This window comes from Thalassospira sp. UBA1131, from assembly GCF_002311515.1.
GTDB lineage: Bacteria > Pseudomonadota > Alphaproteobacteria > Rhodospirillales > Thalassospiraceae > Thalassospira.
This window is the reverse complement of record NZ_DCAO01000101.1, coordinates 25,623-33,577: the sequence shown is the minus strand read 5'-3', so window position 1 is coordinate 33,577 and position 7,955 is coordinate 25,623. Positions and strand designations below refer to the sequence as shown.

The 7,955-nt window shown below is 54.2% G+C and carries 8 protein-coding genes and 2 tRNA genes; 7 read left to right on the top strand and 3 right to left on the bottom strand.

The features are described from left to right. The 3 genes from B3Z49_RS15935 to B3Z49_RS15925 form a co-directional block, all read left to right on the top strand. On the top strand, nucleotides 1–876 hold an 876-nt coding region (locus B3Z49_RS15935), incomplete at its 5' end, for a GGDEF domain-containing protein (RefSeq protein WP_296992655.1). 182 nt (nucleotides 877–1,058) lie between these two features. Beyond that, a complete protein-coding gene (locus B3Z49_RS15930) occupies nucleotides 1,059–2,831 on the top strand; it encodes a calcium-binding protein (protein ID WP_296992653.1) in 1,773 nt (590 codons plus the stop codon). Between the two features lie 43 nt (nucleotides 2,832–2,874). Then, complete coding sequence (locus tag B3Z49_RS15925) at nucleotides 2,875–4,113, top strand: calcium-binding protein (RefSeq protein ID WP_296992651.1); 1,239 nt, start codon at nucleotides 2,875–2,877, stop codon at nucleotides 4,111–4,113. 51 nt (nucleotides 4,114–4,164) lie between these two features. Here B3Z49_RS15925 and B3Z49_RS15920 read toward each other — a convergent pair whose 3' ends face one another. Next, entirely contained in the window at nucleotides 4,165–4,686 is a 522-nt protein-coding gene (locus B3Z49_RS15920) for a glycine cleavage system protein R (protein ID WP_296992649.1), read from the bottom strand. A gap of 263 nt (nucleotides 4,687–4,949) precedes the next feature. Here B3Z49_RS15920 and B3Z49_RS15915 point away from each other — a divergent pair, with 263 nt between their 5' ends. Continuing rightward, nucleotides 4,950–5,438 carry a fasciclin domain-containing protein gene (locus B3Z49_RS15915; RefSeq protein WP_008890059.1) on the top strand — a complete coding sequence of 163 codons (489 nt, stop codon included), beginning with the start codon at nucleotides 4,950–4,952 and terminating at the stop codon, nucleotides 5,436–5,438. A 172-nt stretch (nucleotides 5,439–5,610) separates the two neighbouring features. On the opposite strand, the gene B3Z49_RS15910 is transcribed toward B3Z49_RS15915, so the two are convergent. Both B3Z49_RS15910 and B3Z49_RS15905 read right to left on the bottom strand, forming a co-directional pair. Further along, nucleotides 5,611–5,687 (bottom strand) — tRNA-Arg (locus tag B3Z49_RS15910). A gap of 54 nt (nucleotides 5,688–5,741) precedes the next feature. Then, a tRNA-Arg gene (locus B3Z49_RS15905) sits at nucleotides 5,742–5,818 on the bottom strand. Nucleotides 5,819–6,154: 336 nt separating this feature from the next. Here B3Z49_RS15905 and B3Z49_RS15900 point away from each other — a divergent pair. The 3 genes from B3Z49_RS15900 to B3Z49_RS15890 all read left to right on the top strand — a co-directional run. Further along, entirely contained in the window at nucleotides 6,155–7,276 is a 1,122-nt protein-coding gene (locus B3Z49_RS15900; RefSeq protein WP_296992647.1) for a hypothetical protein, read from the top strand. Nucleotides 7,277–7,426: 150 nt separating this feature from the next. Beyond that, nucleotides 7,427–7,699: a DUF4169 family protein gene (locus tag B3Z49_RS15895; RefSeq protein WP_296992645.1), complete on the top strand. Its 273-nt coding sequence runs from the start codon at nucleotides 7,427–7,429 to the stop codon at nucleotides 7,697–7,699. A 59-nt stretch (nucleotides 7,700–7,758) separates the two neighbouring features. Continuing rightward, on the top strand, nucleotides 7,759–7,955 hold a 197-nt coding region (locus B3Z49_RS15890; RefSeq protein ID WP_296992643.1), incomplete at its 3' end, for a hypothetical protein.

The window sequence follows — 7,955 nt, the reverse complement described above, 5'->3', positions numbered from 1 at the left end:
ACACTTTATCTGATCCCGATCAATCTGCTTTTGCTGGGCTTTACGGCCGAACGCGGTGTTTTGAACCCGCGGGGCATTGCCCGGATGCTGGTTCTGGGGCTTCAGATCTTTGTCATGCTGATGCTTGCCGGTCAACCCGATGTCGGGTCAGCACTGCATCGCGTGCTCGATACGCGCTTTTTTGTCAGCACCGGTATTTTGGGCGCAATGCCCCATCCGGCGATGATCATATCAGTCATCGCGGTGGTCCTGCTTTTGATCCGGCACAAGCCACTTGAAACCAGCTTTGCGGCGGCGATCATTGCGATTGATGTGGCAACCGTGATGGGCACCGGCGTTATTCAATATGGATATCTTGCGGCAACCGGTGTGGTTCTGGCGGGGCTTGCGCAGGAAGCCTGGCGGATGGCGTTTGTTGATGATCTGACAGGATTGCCGGGGCGCCGCGCGCTGGGACACGCGATGGCGGAACTTGGCAATCAATATGCGATTGCGATGCTTGATGTTGATCACTTCAAGAAGTTCAACGACACCTATGGCCATGATGTTGGCGACATCGTTTTGAAAAAGGTTGCGCGTGAGCTTGCGCGTGTCGGCGGGGGCGGCAAGGCGTTCCGGTTTGGCGGCGAGGAGTTCACTGTCGTTTTTGCCGGACGTTCAGCCGAAAGGGCGCATGAGCCACTTGAAGCCCTGCGCAAACGGATTTCTGACAACAAGATCACCCCGTCGGAAAAGAACAAGGCAGTATCGGTCACGATTTCAGTCGGTGTTTCGGAGCGCGATGACGATACGACCGATCCATGGGCGGTACTTAAGCGCGCAGACCAGAAACTGTATGAAGCCAAGCAATCCGGTCGTAATCGTATTGTGGTTTAAGTAATATCTGTGCCTGGTTTCGATGCTTTTGAATAAGTAAAAGTTATATCGAAAGAAATTAGTTCAAATTTGTTTCGATGTTGTTCAATTTTTAGTTCAGTATATTTAGTTTTATTGTCGTTTTACGATCATTTTTGTGATGCTACGCTTGTGAGGTCTTTCATGATTTATGGAGCCTCATTATGGCACGCATCATCGGTACACCTGAAGACGACGTGATCCGCAACGAATGGACCCGTGACACAGTTTATGGTCTTGAAGGCGATGACACCATCTATGTCGGCAGTGGAGATACGATTGAAGGTGGTGCCGGTGCGGACACCTTCATTTCGATCCATAACGAGAATTACACGCTTTCCTACGCGCTATCCGACGATCCAGTCCATATCGAGTTCTACAACAACTTTAATGATGATCGCGAAACACGCGATATAGAACTCATTGGGCGGGGTGGTGATGCCGAGGGGGATACGCTCGAGCTTTACAATGATGATCGTTACGATCAGCAGGAGTTCGATATCACGGGCTCAGATAATGACGATCACATTCAAGGCGAACTCTATTCCGTCGATGGTGGGGGTGGAGCGGACACAATCGTCTTCGATTACCGCGATATCAAACCGTTCTATTCCTATGAGCCGACCGTTACTTATGTCCGGTCACCGGAAGCTGTGATTTTTGATCAGGACAGTATGAGCGGCACTGGCGGTGATGCGACCGGCGATCAAATTTCCATTCTCGATGAAACCACCGAAACGCCTGACCTGAATATTCGTGGATCGAACCATGATGACGTTCTGATCGGCGGCGACGTGCGAGGCGGGATCCTGAAAGGGGCGGGCGGTGATGACTTTCTTGTCGGTGGCGCACGCTCCAACGACCTCTGGGGCGAATGGGGGAATGATACGCTGCTTGGCCACGGTGGCGACGACAGTCTGAACGGTGGGTCCGGTGCCGATTTCATAAATGGTGGCGCCGGGCAGGATGAAGTCACCTTCATTCATTCCAATGAAGGTGTAGAGGTCGAGCTGACCGACGGCGTCGCCATAGCAAGTGGCGGGCATGCCGAGGGCGACGTCATTACCGATGTTGAAAACATATTCGGGTCCCGACATTCGGACGTGCTGATCGGAAATAGCGGCGACAACGTTATTGACGGGTTTTACGGCTTTGACTCGATCTATGGCGGTGACGGGAATGACACCCTTTCGGGCACATATGTCTATGGCGAGGCAGGCGATGACATTTTGTCGGGGCAGCAGCACGGTATGGGCGGCCGGGACACCCTTGTTGGCGGCGACGGCGACGATACGCTGAATGGGAATGACGGTGGAGACCAGCTTTTCGGCGGTGATGGAAATGATACGCTGACGGTCTTCAACGTCTATTACGACGATTTCTTTGAGCCCGATCCGACATATGCCCGCGGCGGGAACGGCGATGACATCATCAAGGGCCACGTGGCGGATGACCGTTTATACGGTGACGCGGGCCGTGACCACATCAATGGCGGCATGGGGGGCGACCATATTTATGGCGGTGACGGCCATGATGTTCTTGATGGCGGCGGCGGTTTGGATAATTGGATCGAAGGCGGCGATGGCAACGACCTGATGCGCGGAGACACCTTTGTTTATCAGGTGTTTGAAGGTGGTGCCGAACGTGACCGGATCGTCGATTTCAATACCGGGGCGGACGATTACAGTGATGACTATACCGATCATCTGTATTTCGGAACGACGTTTCAGGAAAAAAGCGGGATTGAGAGTTTTGAAGACTTTCTGGATCACGCGACAGAAAATGAAACCGGCGTCTATGTCGATTTTGCAAATGGCCGACATTACGAATATGGCGTCCAGATCGACGATGTGACGCTTGATGAACTGAGCGCTGACAACGTCATTTTTGCAGATGATGAAGATCGTCTTGCCACAGCTGAAGCCGATATTCTGTGAGTGCTTCAAAGTATTTTTCTGACCGCTTTTGCTGGAGGAAGACATGACTGTGATCCGTGGCACGGAAGACAACGATATTCTTTATGAAACCATTGGCAGCCAGGCGGTTTATGGCCTTGGCGGCGATGATGTTCTTTTCGGGACAGACAGGATCAGTTCGCTGTTTGGCAACGAAGGAAATGACACCCTGTATGGTGGTGGTGGAAACGACAAACTGACGGGTGGTGAAGGGGCAGACGCGTTATATGGCGGGCCGCAATCACGTGACGCCGTGTTTTACGAAGGCAGCACGCCCGATGACGCCGTCTATGTCAATCTTGCAACCGGGCACGGGATCGGCGGGGATGCCGATGGGGATCGCTTATTTGATATCGAGGTGGTCTATGGGACAGAAACAGACGATCAGCTGATTGGCAGCGATCAAAGCGATGTTCTTTGGGGCCGTGGTGGCAGTGATCTTCTGATTGGTGGTGCCGGTGATGATTTCATCTATGGAGATTATCTTGGGGATCAATCCGGTGACGACACCATTCATGGTGGGGAGGGAAATGACACCCTCACCGGCAGGGACGGCAACGACATTCTGGTTGGCGGTGCCGGGAATGATCGACTTGCAGGCGGTGCGGATGGCGACATCCTGTCCGGCGGTGCGGGCATGGACACCCTTGATTACAACGACAACGGGACCGAGGGTGTGAAGATTGATCTTTCAACCGGAACGGCATCGGGTGGAACCCCCAGCGGCGATGTGTTTACGGGGTTTGAAAATGTGCGCGGATCACGTGCGTCCGATGTGATCACCGGTGATGAAATGCGCAATCATCTGGACGGTTTTTATGGCGACGATCATTTACGTGGGGGTGATTTCCATGATGTCCTGACAGGGGGCGGTGGTAATGACACGCTTGAGGGGGGCGATGGAAATGATCTTCTGACCGGTGATGGTCGCGATGCCTATGGGGCGTCGGGTTCAGATACGTTTTTATGGCGCGTGTTTGAAGGAGGTGCGGAACGTGACCGGATCACAGACTTTGACACCGGGGAACAAGGCGACCGGTTTGTTTTTGGCAAAACGTTTCAGGAAAAGAGCGGGATTGAGGATTTCGACGATTTTCTCGATCACGCGACTGAAAATGATACCGGCGTTTATGTCGATTTTGCCGATGGTCGACATTACGAATATGGCGTGCAGATCGACGGGATCACGATTGATCAATTGTCACCGGATCATGTCTTCTTTGAGGAAGGCAATGATGGCCAATTGCCAATCGAAGATCTGTGATCGCACCACTTCAATGGACCCTGTACAGCAGCACTGACTGCTGTACAGGCCTTAAAGTTCGTCAAACTTGAAAACAAGCCGCATCGAGCCGGCCGTGTTGGCGAGGGTTGCCTGGCAGTTGGCGGCGCGTTCCGGCGGAATGGCGACGGCAAAGCGCAGGGTATAAATCCGCGCGTCCTTTTCATCGGTTGCCGATGCCGCCAGACGGACGATGTTAGCATTATATTCGATAAAGATTTCCGACAGCCGCGCGATCAGGCCTGGCTGATCGATCCCGGAACATTCGATCAGATGGGTCGCACCCGGTGCCGTGGTCATTTCCGGGGCGGCGGCAATGGCTTCGACCGTGATGTCGGCATTGCCAAGGGAAAGTCCGCGCAGCACAGCCTCGCATTCGGATATCGGGCATTCGTCGGGAAGTTCGCAACTGGTTTCAAACTTCGCAACATCGCCGTCGAGCGAAAATGACGTTGGGCCAAGGTTTGTGCCGATATCAAACAGTCGTCCGGTGATATCGGAAATCAAACCGACGCGGTCATCGCAGGAAATGGTGATCCGGGTGTTGGCATTCATTGGTGCGCTCCGTCCTAGGTCCCTTATCGGGCTTTGCCCTTGTGATCACCTGACCATAACACCGCAGCGATACAAGATGCAGTGATTTTGTCGACCGGACCGCTACGCGCCAAGGGTGTAGTACGTTGTGCAAAGGTGATTGGATGCGCCTTTGTTATCACAATCATATGATTGAACTGATACGCGATGATGGGCCGTATGCATTCCTGTGACAGCAACAATTCGACGTTGAAATTCCACGTTGGTTAACAGGAGATAGGACCATGTCTGCGATCAAATCGTCTCTCATTGCCGTTGCGACCGCTGCCAGCCTGACCTTTGGTGCGATGTCCGCCAAAGCAGCTGACATCGTTGATACCGCCGTTGCCGCCGGTTCGTTCAACACGCTTGTAGCGGCCGTGCAGGCCGCCGGACTTGTCGATACGCTTAAAGGCGAAGGTCCGTTTACGGTCTTTGCACCGACCGACGAAGCTTTTGCCAAACTGCCGGCAGGCACCGTTGAAGACCTTCTTAAGCCGGAAAACAAGGACAAGCTTGTTTCCATCCTGACCTATCATGTGGTGCCGGGCAAAGTGATGTCGGGTGACATCGCAGGCAAGGAAATGATGGTTGCCAGTGTCCAGGGTGACAGCATCGATGTGAATGCCATGAACGGTGTCATGGTCGATGAAGCCACTGTGGTTAATGCCGATATCGAAGCTGACAACGGCGTTATTCACGTGATCGACACCGTGATCATGCCGGGCATGTAAGCCCGCAAACAGCGAAATAAAATACCCGATATAAGATACGAAGCCCGGTGCAAATGTGTGCCGGGCTTTTTTTCTGATCGGGCTTGTTTGCAGATTGTATGCCGGATCAAGCAAGCGCAAAGCAGGTGGGCGAAACAACAAAGGCCCGACGCAGTAACGTCGGGCCTTTGACTGGCGCGCCCGGAAGGATTCGAACCTCCGGCCTTCTGATTCGTAGTCAGATGCTCTATCCAGCTGAGCTACGGGCGCTTTTACGCTTGTATAAATGGTAAAGGCCCGACGCGGTGACGTCGAGCCTTTCACTGGCGCGCCCGGAAGGATTCGAACCTCCGGCCTTCTGATTCGTAGTCAGATGCTCTATCCAGCTGAGCTACGGGCGCTTGCCTTAATTTCCGGCGGTTTGCAAAGGGCTGCTCCCCGTCGGCGGAGCGGAACTTATGCAAACGAGCATGTCATTGCAAGCAGTAAATTTGAATTTTTCCCATTTTTTCACAGGGCGCGGTTTACCTGACTGCTACGCCCCTGTTTTGCCCGGCTTTGTCCGCTTTGAAGTGAATAAGGACAAGACTCGGCAAAAAAGGGGCAAATGCGTCTTGTTCCATAAGTGGTCGTAGACTAAGATGCTTTCAATCCCGGGGGAGCAGGGGCTTGTTTCACCTAGATAAAAAGGCAGGCCCAGGGAGATTCGCATATTTCTACTTAGGTAATAGATCGAAATGGCCGTTCGTAAAACCTACCTCGCCGTAATCGGCACCGCCCTGATGCTGGGGGGATGTTCTTTTTCTTCTGAGGCCCTGTGGCCGACACTTGCCGGTGAAGAGGAAACGACGCAGCAAAACGTCGTTGCCAATCAGCCTGTTGGTGCCGATGCCATCACCAGCTATGACGTTGCTGCAAGCACGGAACCGCTGACTGGGGTATCTCAGACCGGAACCTTTGTTGGTACCAAGGTCGAGAACATGCAGCAGGAGCTGAACCGTCTCAAATCCGCTTTGAGCAATCATAGCAACGAACTGCAGCAGCTGCGTGGACAGACCGTCGCGCACTCGCAGGCCTATCACGGCACGGTTGCCGCGATCAGTGCCCGTCTGCAGGTCGGCACCACGCCGGGCAACCCGGTTCTGGTGCAGCAGTGGAACACCGCACAGGCCGAACTGGACCGTGTGAATGATGACATTGCCGCGCTGAACTCGCTGGCCAACAAGGTTGCTGCCGACAGCACGCTGTCGACCTTCCTGCTTGAGTCGGTTCGTTCGGCCTATCAGGTTTCAGGCGCTGTTGACGAAGACCACCGTCAGCTGGCCCTGCTTGAAGACGAAACCAACCGCACCACAGTGCTGATTGATCGTCTTCTGAACGAAATCAGCGAAAGCCTTGCCCGTCAGACGTCTTATGTCAGCACAGAACGCGCGAACCTCAATGCGCTGGCGCTGGCTGTCAAGAATGGCGAAATTTTCGGGGATTCCCTTTCCAAACGTGTCTTCCAGTCGCAGGCTGCACCGGCATCAAGCGGTCAGCGTATGGCAGCCGCACCAAGTGATCGTCCGCTTGTCGTGATCCGTTTTGATACGGCGAGCGTCAAGTACGAGCAGGCGTTGTATAACGCGGTGAACCGCGTTCTCGAACGTCGCCCGCAGGCAAGCTTTGATGTGGTTGCGGTGACACCGAATCGTGGTACCCCGGCGCAGGTTGCGCTGAATGCCAATAAATCCAAGCGCAACGCGCAGGCAGTTCTTCGGTCGCTGACCGATATGGGCATGCCAAGCTCGCGCGTGCGTGCTTCCGATGCGACCAGCGCATCTGTCTCGGCAAACGAGGTGCACGTCTTCGTGCGCTAAGTCCTGTCGGACACCAACGGATTTTAAGAACGGCTAGCGGGTGCTTCGGGATATCGAAGCACCCGTTTTTTATTTCGGGTCATGCCGGGCGGGTTATTTCGCCTGATCCGGTCGGCCGGAAAAACAGAAGCCAGAAAACAGAAGGCTGATATGGGCGATCTGGTTAATCTGCGTCAGGCACGCAAACGCAAGCAACGCGACGAAAAGGCACGCAAGGCTGATCAGAACCGCTTGCTGCACGGGCGCACGCGCGGCGAACGCACCCTGACTGAGCACGAACGTCAGAACGCCGACAAACAGCATGACGGGCACAAGCGTGAAAAGCCGACCGGTGGTGAGGAAAACCAAGTCCTCGAGGTTGGCGAAAATAACGTGGTTTCAATCTTCGCATCTGATGACCCGTCCGACAGCGAAGTCAAATAGCGGCCCTATCATTCAATCAAATTAATAGGTCCTGAGCCTGGCACATGCGGATAAACCGCGTGTCGTGCTTTGCTGGTCTGTCGGTTGTGATCGGGGGCGGTTGTGATCAGGGGGCAGAGAACCGTTGCCCGCGTGTGATGTGCAGTGGCAATGGCATGTTGCCATCGTTGCGGATCAAACGGGCAGGTGTCGGCCGTTGCACAAGGTGGCACGGCATCACCGGCAGTGCCGGGTATTCAAATCGCGGCATCGGAAA